The sequence below is a fragment of the Alteromonas lipotrueae genome, assembly GCF_019249215.1.
GTDB lineage: Bacteria > Pseudomonadota > Gammaproteobacteria > Enterobacterales > Alteromonadaceae > Alteromonas > Alteromonas lipotrueae.
The window spans coordinates 1-602 of the sequence record NZ_JAESDI010000042.1; the positions used below are offsets into that span (position 1 = coordinate 1).

Below are 602 nucleotides of genomic sequence, written 5' to 3' on the forward strand. Positions count from 1 at the left end.
TGTGGGGCATAATGGCGAAGCCGCCCCGCATGTATGCGTCCCAGCGAACGAAGTGAGTGACTTAATTTTTTTGTTATACGCAATCACGATAAGACCTCTTGAGCGGTGTTACTTTCTTCTTGAAATTTACCTTCTTTATCAGGCCAAATACATTGAAGAGCGTCAAACTTTTCAATGCTATAAATACTAACAGCCGCCCTTAAGTATTCCTCTTTGTTGAGTTCGCTAATTTTACTAAATTTGACCGGATAGCCTTTTATAACTTCTTCACTTAATTGGTTATTGGTAAATCGTTGACCGTTCTTGATTAACTGTCCAATATCGTTGATAAGTGAGTGCATCAATGAGGTATCCAACCCAGACATGATGATTTCAGGATGATCAAGCGTTTCAGTAAAACCTATTGAATATGAAAAGCTCGGAGCATCCTTGCTAAAAACAGAAAGAACATGCCAACCATGTTTCTTAATGTCATCTTCTACTTTTTCCATTACATCCGACATATTCACAGATTCCTAGTTTGCGTATAACACTAAGCTAAGGGGCAAAAGCACAATGCGAGAATAGCGAAGCCGCATTGTGTTTTTGTCCCAGCTGCCCGC

Annotated in this window: 1 protein-coding gene; it reads right to left on the bottom strand. The window is 40.0% G+C overall.

Annotated elements, in window-relative coordinates:
- Positions 1–83 precede the first annotated feature (83 nt).
- Complete coding sequence (locus JKP82_RS20690) at positions 84–503, bottom strand: DUF4262 domain-containing protein (RefSeq protein WP_141152196.1); 420 nt, start codon at positions 501–503, stop codon at positions 84–86.
- Positions 504–602: the final 99 nt, after the last annotated feature.